Here is a 16,579-nt window from a genome sequence, read left to right as displayed (position 1 = left end):
CAGGATGATGAAGAACAGGGGCTTCCAGGCGATCTTGCCGATCTTGTCACCATCGGCGGTTTCCACCACCAGGGCCTTGAAGGTGATGATGCTGCCCAAAAAGGCCAGCAATACGCCCAGGGCCAGTGGGAAGTACCCTGGGCCCATGCGTGCTCCGTCTCCCAGCGTGTACCCCGTCGCGCCCCAGGCAAAGGCTGCGCCTACGCCCATGAACATCAGGCCTGAGAAAAAATCTTTTTGGCTTTGGATTTTCAAGTGAATCGTCCTCGTTGTTATAGGTCTGTCACCCCCCTGGTCCTGGTGTCGGACGTGTGAGGCGCCGTAATAAACGAAGCGCGAAGGTTAGTCAGGACGCCCGTTGCAGGTAACTGTGGCGTTCAACAGCTAGGGTTTACCCGGCCCGTGTAGAGGGCAGGGCTTCGCGCACGGCGCTTAGCCACGCGGGGTCGATGCGCCGGGCCAATTCCGCCTGTACCGGCATGACCGCCGATTTGAAACGTTGGCGTTGCGCGGCCGTCGGTGTGTGAATGCGAACCGCACCTGTGACGCGCAGGGCGGTCAGGGCCTTGTCGTTGTGGGCGTCGGCAATGCTGTTGCCAAACTCCAGCGCTTCACGCAGCGCCTCATGCACCAATGCACGGTCGCGGCTGGATAGCTCGAACCAGAAGCGTTGGTGGGTCACCACTGCATACCCCAGGTAGCCGTGCTGGGTGAGGCTCAGGTCTTGTTGCACGACCTGCATGTTTTGGGTCCAGAAGTTGGACACCGGGTTCTCCGTGCCGTCCACCACCCCGCTTTCCAGTGCCCGCCGTGTCTCGCTGAAGGGCAGGGTGACCGGGCGCGCGCCGAGCGCCCGCATCTGCTGCGCAATCACGCGCGAGGCCTGGACCCGCATGCGCAGGCCGACAAAATCAGCAGGCTCCAACAGGGGCCGGTTGGCGCTCATTTGTTTGAAGCCGTTGTCAAAAAAGCCCAGCCCCAGCAAGCGCTGTCGGCCCAGGCGGTCCAGCAGACGTTGGCCGACCGGGCCTTGCGTGAGTCGGCGTACATCCGCCACCCGGTCAAACAAAAAAGGAAGGTCAAACAATTCGAACTCGGGAAACCCAATGGGCCCAAATTTGGAAAGCGACGGCGCCACCATGTCAATCGCCCCCAGTTGCAGCGCCTGCATCTCGTCCTGGTCGCCATACAGCTGGCCTTGTGGGTAGATCTGTACCCGGATGCGCTGGCCGCTGCGCTCTTCCACCAGGGTGCGAAAACGTTCCAGCGTCAAGCCCTTGGGCGTGTCAGGCGCCACCACATGGGACAGACGGATGGTGATTTCTCTTGCCGCCTGTCCGATGGCTGGCAAGGTGGCCGCTGCCGTACACGCCAAGCCGCGCAGCCATGTGCGGCGGCCCATGGGGGCAGGAGGTGCAGGGTCGTGCATGCTCGTTATTATGCGAGTGCACCCCCGCACCCGCCATGCCTGACCGTTCACCGGACCCGTCTTTCGACTTTGCTTTGCTGCGCCATGGCGATCCGCCCGGTGTGGCGCGCAGCCCGTGGCCGGGTGGGTGGTTGTTGGGATTTTTGGCGCTGGTGGTGGCCTCGGTGGTTGCGCTGGTGTTGTACCTGCAGCACTTCGAAGTCGAAGAGGATGCGCGCCGTCAGGCCGCCGATGCGCAGTGGCTGGAGCAGAGCGTGCAGTTTCATTTCCGTCGACTGGAAGACGATTTGCGCACGGCGGCGCGACAAATGAACGAGGTGCAGGGCGGGCTCTTGTGGCGCGAGCCTGGCGTGCTGCTGGACCAGGGCTGGGTTGGGGCCGTTCAGACCCCGGTGCCTGTGCGCTGGGTGGCCGATGAGGCCACCCATGTGCAAAACGCACAAGCCCTGGCCACGATGTACTCCACCGCCAAGGGCTTGCGCCGCTCTGCCTATGCAGGACCCATGCAGGAGGCCAACGGTACATTGACCGACACCGTATGGCTGGCAGTCCCTTACTTTGAGCGGGGCCAGTTTGTCGGCAACTATGTCGCTGCGCTGTCCTTGAACCGGGCGGTGGCCGCACTGGTGCCTGGCTGGTTTGCCAAAGACCACGCGGTGCGCTTGGTGTTGGACGAGGGCGAGGCGCCTCCCGCACGTGCCGGTGCCTTGCGGCCCTTTCGTGCTGCCATGAACCTTGCAGGCTCGGATGTGTTTCTGGAGGTCACTCCGGTGCAGGAGCGCCCGGCCACCGTGCCGCGCCTGTTTTTGTTGGTGGCCATGGTGTTCTTGGGTGGCATGCTGGTGAGCCTGTGGGCGCTGCGACGTGACATCGTGAAACGTCAGCAGGTGCAGGCCCGCCTGGAGGCCGAAGTGGCCCTGCGGACATCCATGGAGAACTCCGTCACCATTGGCCTGCGCGCCTGGGATCTGGGTGGCAAGGTGCTCTATGTGAACGATGCCTTTTGTCGCATGGTGGGCTACTCGGTGCAAGAGTTGGTGGGTGAGTCGGCCCCCATGCCCTATTGGCCCGAGGACCAGACCCGCGGGCTGCAGCAGGTACACGACGACATCCTGGCCCAAGGCACACAACAGCAAGGTGTCGAAGTGCAGTTCCAGCACCGCAGTGGCACACTGGTCGATGTGCTGATCCACGAGGCACCCCTGCACACCGCCGATGGCTCCCACATAGGCTGGATGAGCTCGGTACTGGACATCAGTGAACGCAAACGCGCACAGCGCCTGGCCGCCCAACAGCAAGAGCGCCTGGATGCGACAGGCCGCTTGGTAGCGGTCGGCGAAGTGGCGTCCACCTTGGCCCATGAGCTGAACCAGCCGCTGGGTGCGCTCAGCAGCTTTGCCACGGGACTGCTCAACCGTCTCAACGCAGGCAGCATCAGCCCGCAAGACACCGTGCCGGTGGTCAGCCGCATCGCGGTGCTGGCCGAGAAGGCCGGGCGCATCATCCAGCGCGTCAATGCGATTGCACGGCGCCGCGAAATCTCTTTGCAGCACCTGGATTTGGTGGCAGTGTTGCAGCGCGTGGTACCCCAAGGGGTGGAGGCGGTGGGCCCGGTTTGGATAGCGGCCGACGAACTGTTGTTGGAGCATTTGGTCAACAACTTGCTGGGCAATGCTCAGGAGTCAGCCGCCCAGGCTGACGCACCTGCCCTGGTACAGGTGCGTGTACATGCCGATATGAACCGGCAGGTGGCCGTGTTGTGTGTAGCCGACTCGGGCGCCGGTGTGCACGAAGAAGATCGCGAGCATGTGTTTGAAGCCTTCTACAGCACCAAAGACGGTGGCATGGGCATGGGCCTGGCCATCTGCCGTTCCATCGTGGAAGCCCACCACGGCGAGATTGCGGTAGACCGCGACCCAGTGCTGGGAGGCGCCCGTTTCACGGTGGAGCTGCCCCTGGCCTCACAATACGCACCCGAGGCAGACACCCCATGAGCACCACCGCCATCCATATCGTTGATGACGACCCCGACATGCGGGACGGGTTGGCGTGGCTTTTTGACTCGCGCGGCCACCAGGCCACCACCTGGGATGGTGGTGCGCCATTTTTGGAGGCTGCCAAGGCCTTGCACGGTGCGTGGCCCCAGGCTGTGGTGGTGTTGGATATTCGCATGGTCCCCATGACCGGGCTGCAGGTCTTTGAGCAACTCAAGGCTATGGCCTGCCCTTGGCCGGTGTTGTTTTTGACTGGCAATGGAGATGTGGGCATGGCCGTGGCGGCGGTGAAGAACGGCGCCTGGGACTTCCTGGAGAAACCGTTCCAGGACAACGTGTTGGTGGATCGCGTGGAGCAGGCCCTGGCCGCCGCCGCCGCCGACGGCAATGCGAACCAGGAAGCGCACCGCCTGCGTTACGCGTTGGCCTCGCTCAGTCCGCGCGAGCGTGAGGTGCTGGACCAGTTGATTCTGGGTCACTACAACAAGAACATTGCCGATCATCTGGGCATCACCCAGCGCACGGTGGAATTCCATCGCGCCAATATCTTCGAGAAGATGGGCGTGAGTTCGGCCATTGAGCTGGCCCACAAACTGGGCCGCCTGCAGCCCATCGTCAAACCGCAGGCCTGAGGCTGCCCACGCTGTCCCCGTACAAACCCCAGTGGTGTGTGTGGCACGGAACTGGCTAGTATCGAACCGTAACTTGACCAATTGGTTAGGTTGTGAGCGATGAACTGGTGGCTGTGCTCCATTGTGGTGCGGCCTAGACCCTAGCACTGAGCGTCAATGAACCATTCCGAAGCACTCAACGGGCAGCTGGCCCCTCCACCTGCTGGCACGCCAGCGCGCAAAGCCGTGGAGGTGCGCAATGCCAGCGTGGTCTACCAAACGGCCGACACCCCCGTCCATGCCCTGAGCGACATTTGCCTGGACTTTCACGAAGGTGAATTTGTCTCTTTGATCGGCCCCAGCGGCTGCGGCAAAACTACCCTGATGCGTGTGATTGCCGACCTGGAGCACATCAGCGCCGGCGAGGTGCTGGTCAATGGTGTGAGCCCGCACGATGCGCGCCTGGCCCGGGCCTATGGCTATGTCTTCCAGGCGCCTGCGCTCTTCCCCTGGCGCAATGTGCTGGCCAACGTGACCTTGCCGCTGCAGATCCAGGGCAAAGGCAAGGCCGAGGCCAAGGCGATTGCCTTGGAACATCTGGAGCGTGTGGGCCTCAAGGGCTTTGAAGGCAAGTACCCCTGGCAGCTCTCGGGCGGCATGCAGCAGCGTGTATCCATTGCCCGCGCACTGTCGTTTGAGCCCAAAATTTTGATGATGGACGAGCCTTTTGGCGCGCTGGACGAAATCACGCGCGACCGGCTCAACGAACAGTTGCAGCAGCTCTGGCAGCGCGAGCGCCGCACCGTGGTGTTTGTGACGCACAGCATTGCCGAGGCGGTCTACCTGTCCACCAAGATTGTGGTCATGTCGCCGCGCCCTGGGCGCATCGTTAAGGTCATCGAATCGACATTGCCCGATGAGCGCCACCTGGGGCTGCGGGATACGCCGGAATTTGTGGCCTTGGCCCATGAGGTGCGTGAGGCGCTCGCCGATGGCCACCACTAGAACACCCGTCCAACGCATCGTTCACGACTGGTTGCCCGTCGCCGTCGTCTTGCTGGCAGTCGTCGTGGCCTGGTATGGCGCGGCCTGGGGGCTCAATGCGCAAGGCGCCATCGAGCGTGTGCTGGACGAAGAAGCGGGCTACACCCAGATGGAGCTGTTCGAGGCCACCATGACCATGGAGCGCCCGCTCATGCCCGCGCCCCACCAGGTCGCCATGGACTTCTACGAGAGTCTGACCGAGTGGCCGATCGACTCGCCGCGCAACCTTATTTACCACGTCATCGTCACCGGCCAATCCACGTTGCTGGGCTTTGTGTTGGGTACGGCATTGGGCTTGTTGCTGTCGGTGCTCATCGTGCACAGCCGCACGCTGGACAAGGCGCTGCTGCCCTGGATCGTTGCCTCGCAAACCGTGCCGGTGCTGGCCATTGCGCCCATCGTGTTGGTGGTGCTGGGCAGTTTGGGCTTCTCTGGCACCGCACCCAAGGCTTTTATCGCCATGTACCTCTGTTTCTTTCCGGTCACCGTGGCCATGGTGCAGGGGCTGCGTTCTCCGCAGAAGATTGAGACCGAAATGATGCACACCTATGCCGCATCGCGCTGGCAGTCGCTGTGGCTGTTGCGCTTGCCTGCGGCTTTGCCTTTCCTGTTTCCTGCACTGCGCGTGGGCGTGGCGGCGGGTCTGGTCGGGGCCATGGTGGCGGAGTTGCCCACCGGCGCACAAGCCGGGCTGGGGGCTCGCCTGCTCACGGGTTCTTATTACGGGCAGACCACCCAAATTTGGTCGGCATTGGTCATGTCGGCGTTGCTGGGCTTGGCGCTTACTGGCATCGTGGCTGCCGTGGAGCGCCTGGTGCTGCGCAGCCGGGGGGGCGTATGACAGAAGGCATGACTCCCGTGTGGTTCTGGCCGGGCATGCTGCTCCTGGCTTTGGTGGCGGGCTACAGCGTTTACCGAATGGCAGCTTTGAATGGCAGGCGTTGGGTGGGCATGGCCACGGCCGCATTGTTTGGTGCCTGGGTGGTGGTGTTCTGGGAGATTTTGGTGCGCGCGCTGGATGTGCCGCGTGTGCTGTTGCCCGCGCCCAGCCTGGTGATTTCTTCCATCGGTGACCACGCCCCCAAGCTCTGGGGCGACTTTGTGCAAACCGTGGGCAAGGCGGTATTGATTGGCTGGGCGCTGGGCTGTGGTCTGGGCTTTGCCGTGGCGGTGGCGATTGACCGCATGCCATTTTTGCAGCGCGGCCTCTTGCCTGTGGCTTCGCTCACCAGCGCTATTCCTCTGGTCGGCGTGGCGCCCATTGCAGTCATGTGGTTTGGCTTCGAGTGGCCGTCCAAAGCAGCGGTCGTCGTGCTCATGACTTTCTTCCCCATGCTGGTGTCCACTTTGGCAGGCCTGCAGGCCGCGGGCAAGCTGGAGCGTGAGTTGATGTACAGCTACGCCGCCAGCTACCCGCGCACCTTGTTGGCGCTGCGCCTGCCGGCCGCACTCCCCTTCATCTTTGGGGCGCTCAAAGTCAATGCCACGCTAGCACTCATTGGTGCCATCGTGGCCGAGTTTTTCGGCTCGCCCACATCGGGCTTGGGTTTTCGCATCAGCACCGAGGCCGCGCGCATGAACATGCCGCTGGTCTGGGGCGCGATCGTGGTGGCGGCGGTCACCGGGTCGCTGGCCTATGCCTTGCTAGTACAGCTGGAGCGCCGCGCGGCGTTCTGGCATCCCTCAGTGCGCGAAGGGTGAGCCCGCGCTAGGTCCGTGTTGCGTTTTTCATTAACCCGTAGAAGGAGCTTTCCATGATTCGTTCTTCCCAATGCGCCAAGAGCCTGCTGGCCCTGGCGCTGGCTGCTGCCGGCTTTGCCGCCCAAGCCGCCGACAAGGTGACTGTGCAGCTCAAGTGGGTGCCGCAAGCCCAGTTTGCCGGCTACTACATGGCTGCGGCCAAGGGCTTCTACAAAGACGCCGGCCTGGACGTGACCATCAAACCCGGTGGTCCTGACATTGCGCCCACGCAGGTCATCGCCGGCAAGCAGGCAGACATTGTGGTGGACTGGATGCCCTCCGCCTTGGCCGCGCGTGAAGCCGGTGTGCCGCTGGTGAACGTGGCCCAAGTGTTCAACCAGTCTGGCCTGATGCTGACCTGCAAAAAGGCCAGTGGCGTCGCCAGCCCCAAAGACTTCAAGGGCAAGACCCTGGGCGTCTGGTACGGCGGCAACGAATACCCCTTCCTCAACTGGATGGGCAAGCTCGGCCTGAAGACCGACTCCGACATCAAGATCTTGAAGCAAGGCTTTAACGTCGACCCGCTGCTGCAAAACCAGGCTGCCTGTATCTCCACCATGATCTACAACGAATACTGGCAAGTGGTGGACGCTGGTGTGAAGGAAAAAGACCTGGTCACCTTCTTCTATGAAAAAGAAGGCGTGGCCACGTTGGAAGACGGTCTGTATGTGCTGGAGTCCAACCTGAAAGACCCCGCCTTTGTCGCCAAGATGGGCAAGTTCCTGAAAGCCACGCTCAAGGGCTGGGACGCTGCGGTCAAGGACCCCGAGGGTGCCGCCAAGGCCGTAGTGTCGGCTGACACCTCCGGTAGCGCCAGTCTGAAGGTGCAGAAGCGCCAAATGGAAAACGTGGCCAAGCTGATCACCAATGCAGGCACACCCAAGATTGGCTATCTGGAACCTGCCGCCTACGAGCGTACCGTGAAGGTGTTGCTGGCCGGTGGCAGCGACCCCGTGATCAAGAAAGACCCGGGCAAGGCTGCGTATTCCCACGCCATCTGGGAAGCTGCACAGAAGTAATTGGACAATCGGCAGCATGAACCACGTTGCCGATGCTCCCAAGGGCCTCATTCGCCAGGCGAATGAGGCCCTGATACTTTCCGCTGCCGAGAAAGTGTTTGCGCGTGCCGGCTTTGGCGGCGCCACCATGGCCGCCATTGCCGAGGCCAGCGGCCTGCCCAAGGCCAACCTGCACTATTACTTTGGCAGCAAGGAAGTGCTGTACCGCGAAGTGCTGGCCCGCATCCTCAACGACTGGCTGGTGCCCACCCACGGCATCACGGTCGACGCCGACCCCAAGAAGGCCCTGACCCAATACATCCGCGACAAGATGGAGCTGTCTGCCCAGCGGCCTGATGGTTCCAAGGTCTTTGCCAACGAACTGCTGCACGGCGCCCCCGTGGTCAAGAGTCTGCTCGCCAAGGAGCTGCGAACCCTCTTGCTGGAAAAAGCCGCCGTGGTGCAAGCCTGGGTTGACGCCCAACGCATGGCCCCGGTGGACGGCATGCACCTGTTCTTCACCATCTGGGCCGCCACCCAAACCTACGCCGACTTCGACGTGCAGATCTGCGCCGTGCTGGAGCAGGACGCACTCACCCCCAAGGACTTCGAACGCGCCACCGAACATGTGGTGTCGCTAATCCTGCGCGGCTGCGGTTTATAAGCCAAATCGGCCTCTGGCCCTCGTCAATACTGCGCGAGCAGCTATACAAGCAGGAGCACTATTGGCTTGCTGACGCACCAGGGTGCACCGCTCCGAGCCCCAAATGGGGGCTTGCAAACGTTGTCAGCCGACTCTTTACACTCTAGCCCTGCGAGCTGTCTTCAGGGAGAAGGTGTGTTTCAGGGATTGGTTTTCGACAGTGCCACAACGTCAGCCATGCTGGTGCTGTACTTCGTGCTGGGTGCTGCGTCGGTCACGGTCATGTGGCGGGGCCGCGCATCGCCGCCGGGCATGCTGCGGCTGCAGGTCAATGCCTGGTGGTACATCTTTCCGGTGTTCAGCGTGGCCTGGGCCCTGTACCCTTGGGGCCCCAGCGTGCTGGTGGTCCTGATTGCCGCGCTGGCGTGGCGCGAACTGGCCCTGCACCACCCCACGGCACCCCGGCGTTTTCAGTGGGCGTGTGCCGTCCTGCTGGCGTTGCAGTTGGCCGTGATGGGTGCAGAGCTTCCGGGTGCGATTGCACTGATGCCCGCGCTGATGCTGGTTCAGTTCATTTGGTTCTGGCATCAACCATCTCCTGCGCGCTTGCTCTGCTTGCTGTTTCTCCTGCTATGCGCCGGGCTGGGCTTTGTGTTGCAGCTGGAGCAATTGCCTCTGGACATGGCGCAACGTCGGGCCTGGTTTTTCTACCTGTTCACCGTGACCGCGCTGAACGACGTGGCGCAGTTCATCTGCGGCAAATGCCTGGGGCACCACAAGATTGCCAAAACCCTCAGCCCCAACAAAACCTGGGCCGGGCTGCTGGGTGGCGTGGTGGTCAGTGCGCTGGTCTCGCTCGCACTGGGCTCGCACCTGCAGCTCGCGTCCGGCCCTTTTTTGCTGGCCTTGGGGGCTGCCCTCTCCTTGGCCGGATTTTTCGGCGACTTGATGTTTTCGGCCGCCAAGCGTGCGCTGGGCCTCAAGGATTTTTCCAATCTGATCCCCGGGCACGGCGGCATTCTCGACCGGGCCGACAGCCTGGTGTTGACAGCCCCTGTGCTCTACGCCGTGTTGCACCTCACGCTGCACTAAATGCAGCCTGCGCTGCACTCTTTTCTACACAGGAACTCCATGATGACTGCTTTGCCTTCGGCCCCCTGGACCTGCCACGAGGCCGGCTTTGACACCCAAGACGGCACCCGCCTGTTTTACCGCGCATGGCAGCCGCAGCAGCCGCGAGCCCAGGCGGATGGCGGCCCGCGTGCCCTGATCTTTCTGCACCGCGGGCATGAGCATTCGGGCCGTATCCAGGCGCTGGTGGAGCAGCTGGGGTGCACGCAGGACTGGGCTTTTGCCTGGGACGCACGGGGCCACGGCCACTCGCCCGGCGAGCGTGGCGATGCACCCGGCTTTGAAACCCTGGTGCGTGACTTTGACGACTTTGTGCGCCACCTGCAGGCGCGCCACGGCATTGCCCCGCACAACACCCTGGTCGTGGCCAACAGCGTGGGCGCCGTCATTGCCGCTACCTGGTTGCACGACTATGCGCCTGGTGTGCGCGGCGTGGTCATGGCGGCGGCGGCGTTTGACATCAACCTCTATGTGCCGCTGGCCAAACCGGCGCTGCGCCTGGCCATGGGCTTCAAGAAAGACCTGTTTGTCACCAGCTACATCCGCTCCAGCATGCTCACGCACTCCAAAGAGCAAGCGCTGGCCTACGATGCGGACCCGCTGATCACCAAGAACATCTCGGCCCGCGTGCTGCTGGACCTGGCCGATACCGCCCAACGCGTGGTGCATGACGCCAGCGCCATCGACACGCCCATCCTGATGCTGGTGGCCGACCAGGACTATGTGGTCAAGCAGGCGCCGCAACAGCTGTTCTTTGAGCGCTTGTCCTCCAGCCTCAAGCGTTTGGTAGTGCTCAAGGACTGCCGCCACGCCATCTTTTACGAGAGCGACGCGGTGCGCAACCAGGCCGTGCAAGAGGCGCGCACCTTCATCGACGCCTGCTTTGCCCAGGCACCACTGCCCGCCGCCCACTACCACGCAGCAGACACCCACAGCGCCAGCGCGCGTCAGTACCAGGCGCTGCTGCGAGACGAAATTGGCCCCTGGCCGAAGCGTGCGTTCTACGCCCTTCAGCGCGTGCTGCTGGGCAGCCTGGGCAGGCTCAGCAAGGGCATGCGCATTGGCCTGGAGCATGGCTTTGATTCGGGTGCCTCGCTGGACTACGTGTATGGCAACCAGCCGCAGGGCGACTGGGGCATTGGCAAGGTAGTGGACGGCGGCTACCTTGGCGCCGTGGGCTGGCGCGGCATCCGCCTGCGCCGCTGGCAGATGCAAGAGGCGCTGGCGCAACGCATTGCCCAGCACCCGGCCACCGAGCCGCTACGGATTCTGGACATCGCCGCAGGCGGTGGCCGCTATGTGTTGGAGACCGTGAAGCGTTTTCAGGACCGCAACATCCATGTGACCCTGCGCGACTACGCAGCGCACAACCTGCAGCAAGCCCAGCACTTGGCTGACCAACTGCAGCTCAAGCAGCTGCCCGAACTGCAGCAGCGCGACGCCTTTGCCGACGCCAGCTACGACGACGGCTCAGCGCCCTATGACATCGTCATCGTGTCCGGCCTGTATGAGCTGTTCAACGACAACGCTGCCGTGCTGCGCTCCCTGCGCGGCGTGGTGCGCCAGCTCAAGCCGGGCGGCCACCTGCTGTACACCGGCCAGCCTTGGCACCCCCAGATAGAGCTGATTGCCAAGACCCTGAACAACCACCAGGGCCAGCCCTGGACCATGCGGCCACGGCCCCAGGCCGAGCTGGATGCGCTGGTAGCCAGTGCGGGCTGCCGCAAAGTAGCCACCACGATTGGGCTGGAGGGCATATTCACCGTGTCCGTGGCGCGCCACGAACCTGCGGGCACAGGCGCCCAGGCCTGAGCTAGCTCCTAGCCCAGCGCCCGCAGCGCTGCGCGCACGCGGTTGCGCAGCGTCCAGCCCAGCAGTGCCAGCACCAGCACCAGCAGGCCGTTGGTCCAACCGGGCGTGGCCGCGCTGGCCACCAGCAGGCCCAGCAGCCCAAAGGCCACGGCCCGGTCACTCTTGCCCATGGGCCCGTCAAAGCGGCGCTGCGTGCCCGCTGCCAGCGCGGCCAGGCCGGTGCATTCGGCCCAAGAGGCCACCACCACCGCACTCACCACCAAGCCCGCATGGATGCCCGGCACCAAGGCAAACGGAAGGTAGAGCGCGGCGTCCGAGACCAGGTCGCACAGCTCGTTGAGCATGGCGCCCAGGGGCGTTTTCTGGCCCGTGGCGTTGGCCAGCATGCCGTCCAGTGCATTCAAGGCCATGCGCACCAGCAGCACCAGGGGCAGGCCGTACCAGAGTGCTTGGCAGCCAGGGTAGAGCGCCAATGCCACGCCATACAGCAGCATCAGCGCGGTGGTACCCACGGTGAGCTGGTTGGGGCTGATGCCCCAGCGCGCCAGGCTTTGCAGCACGGGTTGCAAGAGTTGTTGGAAACGGGGCTTGAGCTGGTAAACAGAAATACGCATGAACAGGTGGCGTGAATGTCAGGAGGGGCAGCCCGCTTGCGGATTTTGGGCCAGGTAGGCGCTGGCCATCTGGCGGCTGCGGCTGTAGCCCATGGCGCAATGCAGGTACACCGGGTGCCCGGACTGTAGCGCGTCGTGCACGATGGCCAGCACCCGCTGGACATCGGTAGCGGAGGGGGGCACCAGGTCCAGCAGGGGTACATGGTGGTAGCGCGTGTTGCGCAATGCCGGGGTCTCGCTCAGCTCATTGGCCAGGTCCACCACGGTGCAGCCGGGGGGCAGCTGCTGCGCTTGTGCCTGGCTCAGGCGCCGCCCGACCCACAGGCCCGGCGCCACCTCCGCACACGGCGGGTTCTTGCGCTCGCGCCATTGCACGGCCAGCCAGGTCAGGCGGTAGCCCAGCAGGTAGGGCGCATAGAACAGCCAAGCCCACCAGGCAAAGCGTCCCCGGGTTTTGTGCAAAAAGTTCGCATCCCCCCGCGCATAGGCCTGTGCCACCAGCAGCAGGCTGGCGGCGCAGTAGGCCGTGAGCCACCCTGGCCACCACGCCATGCCCAGCACCACCACCACGCCCGCTCCCAGTGCGTAGTACAGGGCCACCCAAGGCGTTTGCCGCCGGGGCCGCACCAGCGCAACGCAGGCTGCGCCCAGCGCGGCCCCGGCCAGCACATCCAGCACATGGTGCTGGTAGGTGAACAGCGTGGCCACGGACACCAGGCCCAACGTGAGGAACAAGGCCCACCGCGTGGCCCAGGTCGCACACAGCGGCCGCCAGGCCAACCAAAAAATGCAGCAATAGGCCACGTGCAGCGAGGGCAGCTGGTTGTAGGGCTGGTCCACCACGCCCAACAGGGCATACAGCGGTGCCCACAGCGCAGACGTCAGCTCGGGCCGCTCAAAACTGAAGCGCAGCGGCACCAGCACAAACACCAGGCAGGCCAGTACCGTGGCCAGCAACAGGCGCTGGCTCAGCACCCGCAGGGCGTCCAGTGAGCCCACCACCGCAAAGCTGCCCACAAAAAACACCCCCGAAAACATGTAGGGCAGCACCATCCAGGGCACAAACGCGATGTGTGCGTCCCAGGCGGTGGCCACGTTGCGACCAATGCCTTGTTGCTGTGCCAACAAGTTGGCCACGGGGTAACACAGGCCAAAGACCAGCGCATTCAGTAGCCCGTGGCGCAGGCGCTGCGCCGTGGTGGCGCGGGAGGTGAACGATGTCGTCGAAGTCGAGGTTGGCATACGCATGACGTGCGTGGCGGTGTGCTATGTTGAAGCCATGACAGACGCGCAGAAATACCAACGTTGCATGGTGATGGCCGGTGGCGGTTTTCGGTATGGCATTTACTTGGGGCAATACGCAGCAGCATGTGAAGTGGGCGAGCCGCCCGATGTGGTGTTGGCCAGCTGTGGTGCCTCCATCGCGGCGGCCTTGATTCACAGTGTGCCAGACGATGCACAGCGCCGCGCCTGGCTGGTATCGCCAGAGATGTACCAGTTTTGGAGCCGCTTTACGCCCGGGCCCAGTGCTGCACTGCACCGCACCATGTGGGGTGTGGCGCGGCGCGCATTGCAGCGCGGGGCAGCCCCCACGGTGCCCGACCTGTTTGGCGACTACCTGTTTGCTGTGCCTCCCGCCTTGCCTGCATTCCCCACACCACCCACCGCATCCGAACGCCACGCCACGCCCGACGTGGCCATCATCGGCAGCCGCCTCATGTTCACGCAAGACGAGGTCGGCCAGCCGCGCGGCCAGCGCAAGTTGCTGGAAGAAACCGTGTTTGCCCCGCCGCGCACGGCGCAGCTGCTGCAAGGGGTGCGCTCGCCGTTTCAGGGGGCGCAGTGGGGCAACACGGTGGTGGCCCCCACGGTAGCAGTCGACACCGCCATGCCCTTGCCGGAGGCGGTGCGCATCTCGGTGTCCGACATGCTCTACTTTCCTGCCTACCCGCGGGGGGATGCGCACTACCTAGGGGGCGTGGTGGATTTGCTGCCCATCGAGCTGGCGCAGCGCTTGGCGCACCAGGTGGTGATCGAGTTCAAGTCTGAGTTTGAGCCCTTCACCTCGGCGCCTGCCTGGCGTGCTGTACTGGGCATGGATGCGCACCAGCGCCTGCGCCATGTGCACGCGCAGCAGGCCGATGTGTGGATCGACAGCTCCGACATCAGCCAGGCACTGCCCACGCAAACCATGCAAAAGAAAATGGACTGGTGCAACAACCGCCTGGTGCTGCAGCCACCGGTCAGCCACGCCGTGTTTGCCCAGCACATGCAAGCCCAGTGGGACTACGGCTACCAACGCGGTCTGGAGGCTTTTGCGCGCAGGCCGCGCGGCGCTCAGGCTGGCATGCGTAGGGTCAATGCGTACAACCGGGGAGCGGTATGAAGGTCATGGTGATTGGGGGGACCAGCGGCATCGGTTTGGCGCTGGCCCGGCATTATTTGGAACACGGGCACGCGGTTGCCGTCTGCGGTCGCGACACTGAGCGCCTGCGCGGCACGGCGGTAGAGGGCCACCCGCGCCTGCAAGCCCATGCGCTGGACATTGCCGACCCCAGTGCCTTGGCCGCCGCACTGGCCGGCTTTGCGCCCGACCGGCTGGACTTGCTCATCGTCACCGCAGGCATGTACTTCAACACCCGCGACCACGTGCTGGACGCGGCCACCACCCTGCGCCTGCTCCAAACCAATGTGAGCGGCCTGAGCCATGCGTTTGAACTGGCCGCTGCGCAGATGCTGGCGCAAGGCAGCGGCCAGCTGGTCGCCGTGTCCTCGGTGGCGGGTTTGCTCAAAGACTACCCCGGCGCCTCGGTCTACAGCGCCAGCAAGCGTGCCGTGCTCAGCATCTGCCAAACCTACCGCATGGCGCTCGCGCCTTTTTCGATTGCTGTCACCGCCATCGTGCCCGGCTACATGGACACCGCCAAACTGCGCGATCTGAATGGCGGCGACGCCAGCCACAAGCCCTTTCTCATGTCCGAAGCGCAGGCGGTGGCGCGCATCGTGCAAGCCATCGACGGCAAGGAAGCCACCGCTGTCTTCCCCTGGCAGATGCGCTGGTCCATTGCCGTACTCAACCGCCTGCCCCTGTGGCCCCTGCTGCGCCGGGTGCTGCCCAAGGGCCGGACCCGGCAGGGGTGATTTGGGGCACGTTTTTGAGCCAAATAGGCCTCTAGCCCTCATAAAATGTGCGCAAACAGCTCCTAAATCAGGAGCATATGCTTTGCTTCAACGGACCCCGACAAACTCCACTGAATCCATGAAATGGCTTGATTTCCTGCTCGGAAGGCGCAGGCCCCTCTCTGCCGAGCAGCGTGCCCGCGACCTCATCCGCGCCGTAGACGCCGGTGGCCTGCCGCTCAACGCCGCCATCGTCAACGATATCGCTAGGCAGCTGGGGCTGGAGGTGTCGAGCAGGGCGCGTATGGAAGAGACGATTGCGCGGATTCGGGCGGCGTTGGGGCGGGTGTAGCGCCAATAGGCGGCTGCAATGCGGCGGAAGCGGTCGTTCACAAAATCCACCAAATGGGGGATATTCGGCGCGATCTGAGTGGGTAAAAATGACCACTGGAAAATTAGAGCCTATAAAACTCCCCCTCAATCAATGAAGAAACACCGCTACTTCATTATTATTCTCTTAGCTTTCGCTTTGACTGCCGGGTCAACTACATCTTGGGCGCAGCAAGCGAAGAGAATTCAACTTGAACAACTGGAGACAATGTTCTCCAACATACGTACCAAAACGAAGTGGGACGTTGATGGGCCGCTCTTGTGGGGCTATTTTTTCTTTGACCAGAATCTTAATAAGCTCAAGCAAGCTGCGTCTGAGCTTCAGGGTTCCGGATACCGGGTTGTAGGTTTAGAGCAAGTCGAGGGCAAGCATTTTTTCCGCTTGCATGTTGAGAAGGTCGAAGCTCATACGCCGAAATCGCTGTATGCCCGCAATAACGAGCTCTACCTATTGGCAGAGCGCCTGTCGATAGTGTCGTACGACGGAATGGACGTAGGCCCAGCTCCGGCGGCGAGTAAATAAAACGGACTAGTTGGATATACATCACGTTAGACGGCACGGACATGTTACTGCTGTTCACACAATTGGCGATATTTCTTTTGCTGCCCGCGCTTTTGATTGCCGTAGCCTTGGCTTTCGTCTGGCGCAAAATCTCCAGGCGCTGGCTTTTCGTCGCGGTGAGTTTGCTCGTTGGCTACAGTCTGTACTTCGCAATCATGTATTTTCTTGACCCGGACTTCGGCCGTCCGAGTGCAGACCTCGTGTCACTAGAGTCTTCGCCGGATAGCAATGCTGCAAAGGTTGTAGTGGTCCGAGATATAAAAGGAAACGTCATCCGTTACTTTCTTGAGCCGTATCTATCTCGGATGATCACATTCACATGCATCTTCTCATTCGTACTCTGGCGAATGACGCGCTACTTTCGCCGTGAGGTCACGGGTGTCTAGCAACCTGCGGCATCGGCCGATGCGGCGACGTTAATGATCGTTTAGGAGCGAAGAATGTCTGCAGTCAGTCTGCAGGCGCCTTGGTTTCGTGGCGATAGACTGCGA

18 protein-coding genes are annotated in these 16,579 nt (G+C 62.9%); 14 read left to right on the top strand and 4 right to left on the bottom strand.

From position 1 onward, the window contains the following. Positions 1-255 (bottom strand): tripartite tricarboxylate transporter TctB family protein (locus CHU94_RS00225; protein ID WP_141211343.1); only part of this gene is annotated, 255 nt, incomplete at its 3' end. A gap of 136 nt (positions 256-391) precedes the next feature. Further along, positions 392-1,402 (bottom strand): DctP family TRAP transporter solute-binding subunit, encoded by a 1,011-nt coding sequence (locus CHU94_RS00220; protein WP_255033681.1) that lies wholly within the window; start codon positions 1,400-1,402, stop codon positions 392-394. A gap of 62 nt (positions 1,403-1,464) precedes the next feature. Here CHU94_RS00220 and CHU94_RS00215 point away from each other — a divergent pair, with 62 nt between their 5' ends. The 9 genes from CHU94_RS00215 (at position 1,465) to CHU94_RS00175 (ending at position 11,402) form a co-directional block, all read left to right on the top strand. Continuing rightward, positions 1,465-3,423 (top strand): nitrogen regulation protein NR(II), encoded by a 1,959-nt coding sequence (locus tag CHU94_RS00215; protein WP_176451880.1) that lies wholly within the window; start codon positions 1,465-1,467, stop codon positions 3,421-3,423. Then, positions 3,420-4,055 (top strand): response regulator transcription factor, encoded by a 636-nt coding sequence (locus CHU94_RS00210; RefSeq protein WP_094475544.1) that lies wholly within the window; start codon positions 3,420-3,422, stop codon positions 4,053-4,055. The genes CHU94_RS00215 and CHU94_RS00210 overlap by 4 nt, the downstream gene beginning before the upstream one ends. Before the next feature lie 156 nt (positions 4,056-4,211). Beyond that, on the top strand, positions 4,212-5,039 hold the full coding sequence (locus CHU94_RS00205) for an ABC transporter ATP-binding protein (protein WP_094475542.1): 828 nt from the start codon (positions 4,212-4,214) through the stop codon (positions 5,037-5,039). Next, a complete protein-coding gene (locus tag CHU94_RS00200; RefSeq protein WP_094475540.1) occupies positions 5,026-5,919 on the top strand; it encodes an ABC transporter permease in 894 nt (297 codons plus the stop codon). The genes CHU94_RS00205 and CHU94_RS00200 overlap by 14 nt, the downstream gene beginning before the upstream one ends. An 8-nt stretch (positions 5,920-5,927) precedes the next feature. Further along, entirely contained in the window at positions 5,928-6,779 is an 852-nt protein-coding gene (locus tag CHU94_RS00195) for an ABC transporter permease (RefSeq protein WP_255033680.1), read from the top strand. 53 nt (positions 6,780-6,832) lie between these two features. After that, entirely contained in the window at positions 6,833-7,837 is a 1,005-nt protein-coding gene (locus CHU94_RS00190; protein WP_094475536.1) for an ABC transporter substrate-binding protein, read from the top strand. A 16-nt stretch (positions 7,838-7,853) separates the two neighbouring features. Next, on the top strand, positions 7,854-8,480 hold the full coding sequence (locus tag CHU94_RS00185; protein ID WP_094475534.1) for a TetR/AcrR family transcriptional regulator: 627 nt from the start codon (positions 7,854-7,856) through the stop codon (positions 8,478-8,480). 174 nt (positions 8,481-8,654) lie between these two features. Then, a complete protein-coding gene (locus CHU94_RS00180) occupies positions 8,655-9,551 on the top strand; it encodes a phosphatidate cytidylyltransferase (protein ID WP_141211342.1) in 897 nt (298 codons plus the stop codon). A gap of 42 nt (positions 9,552-9,593) precedes the next feature. Then, complete coding sequence (locus CHU94_RS00175; RefSeq protein ID WP_094475550.1) at positions 9,594-11,402, top strand: bifunctional alpha/beta hydrolase/class I SAM-dependent methyltransferase; 1,809 nt, start codon at positions 9,594-9,596, stop codon at positions 11,400-11,402. A gap of 8 nt (positions 11,403-11,410) precedes the next feature. Here CHU94_RS00175 and CHU94_RS00170 read toward each other — a convergent pair whose 3' ends face one another. Both CHU94_RS00170 and CHU94_RS00165 read right to left on the bottom strand, forming a co-directional pair. Further along, entirely contained in the window at positions 11,411-12,016 is a 606-nt protein-coding gene (locus tag CHU94_RS00170; protein WP_094475531.1) for a CDP-alcohol phosphatidyltransferase family protein, read from the bottom strand. An 18-nt stretch (positions 12,017-12,034) separates the two neighbouring features. Continuing rightward, entirely contained in the window at positions 12,035-13,258 is a 1,224-nt protein-coding gene (locus CHU94_RS00165; RefSeq protein ID WP_176451879.1) for a dual specificity protein phosphatase family protein, read from the bottom strand. On the opposite strand from CHU94_RS00165, the gene CHU94_RS00160 reads away from it, so the two are divergent. From CHU94_RS00160 to CHU94_RS00140, 5 genes are all read left to right on the top strand, one after another. Further along, positions 13,227-14,402: a patatin-like phospholipase family protein gene (locus CHU94_RS00160; protein WP_141211341.1), complete on the top strand. Its 1,176-nt coding sequence runs from the start codon at positions 13,227-13,229 to the stop codon at positions 14,400-14,402. The genes CHU94_RS00165 and CHU94_RS00160 overlap by 32 nt on opposite strands. Next, positions 14,399-15,157, top strand: a complete 759-nt coding sequence (locus CHU94_RS00155) for an SDR family NAD(P)-dependent oxidoreductase (protein ID WP_094475525.1) — start codon at positions 14,399-14,401, stop codon at positions 15,155-15,157. Before CHU94_RS00160 ends, CHU94_RS00155 begins: the two co-directional genes overlap by 4 nt. A gap of 118 nt (positions 15,158-15,275) precedes the next feature. Further along, on the top strand, positions 15,276-15,488 hold the full coding sequence (locus CHU94_RS00150; RefSeq protein ID WP_094475523.1) for a hypothetical protein: 213 nt from the start codon (positions 15,276-15,278) through the stop codon (positions 15,486-15,488). A 132-nt stretch (positions 15,489-15,620) separates the two neighbouring features. Continuing rightward, complete coding sequence (locus tag CHU94_RS00145) at positions 15,621-16,049, top strand: ribonuclease E inhibitor RraB (RefSeq protein ID WP_217901269.1); 429 nt, start codon at positions 15,621-15,623, stop codon at positions 16,047-16,049. 41 nt (positions 16,050-16,090) lie between these two features. Beyond that, complete coding sequence (locus tag CHU94_RS00140) at positions 16,091-16,474, top strand: hypothetical protein (protein WP_094475521.1); 384 nt, start codon at positions 16,091-16,093, stop codon at positions 16,472-16,474. Positions 16,475-16,579: the final 105 nt, after the last annotated feature.

The organism is Rhodoferax sp. TH121, from assembly GCF_002251855.1.
Taxonomy (GTDB): domain Bacteria; phylum Pseudomonadota; class Gammaproteobacteria; order Burkholderiales; family Burkholderiaceae_C; genus Allorhodoferax.
Note: the sequence above shows the minus strand (reverse complement) of the source record. Positions and strands in the feature narration are given on the sequence as shown.